The 443-nt window shown below is 72.5% G+C and carries 1 pseudogene; it reads left to right on the top strand.

Annotated elements, in window-relative coordinates:
* Positions 1–443, top strand: a pseudogene (locus IE249_RS37280) (TIGR00374 family protein); the annotation flags it as partial.

Below are 443 nucleotides of genomic sequence, written 5' to 3'. Positions count from 1 at the left end.
GTCCCGGCAGGACAAGCAGGCCCGTCTGGAGCAGACGGCCGAGGAAACCACCGGCTCGACCGCCCTGGCGCCGCTCGAGCGGCCCGACAAGCTGGATAGGTCCGTCAAGCCGGACAAGAAGGCGGAGCGGGCCGAGGCACGCGCGGAGAAGCGGGCCATCGACGAGGCCGTGGAGGAGGCCCGCGAGGAGGACCTGCTCACCCAGATCCGCCACCAGGTGCTGCGCATCCGGCCGCAGGCCCCGGTCGAACCGGCCCGGCTGGAGCGGGTGCGGCCGCGCACGCTGATCAGCTTCATCGCGGGCGCGATCGGCGCGTACTACCTGCTGACCCAGCTCACCCACATCGAGTTCGGCACGCTCTTCGCCCACGCGCAGTGGGGCTGGGTGGTGGCCGCGGTGCTGTTCTCGGCGCTCAGCTACCCGGCCGCGGCCATGGCACTGC

The sequence above is a fragment of the Streptomyces anandii JCM 4720 genome (genome assembly GCF_014650655.1).
Classification (GTDB): Bacteria; Actinomycetota; Actinomycetes; order Streptomycetales; family Streptomycetaceae; genus Streptomyces; species Streptomyces anandii.
Note: the sequence above shows the minus strand (reverse complement) of the source record. Positions and strands in the feature narration are given on the sequence as shown.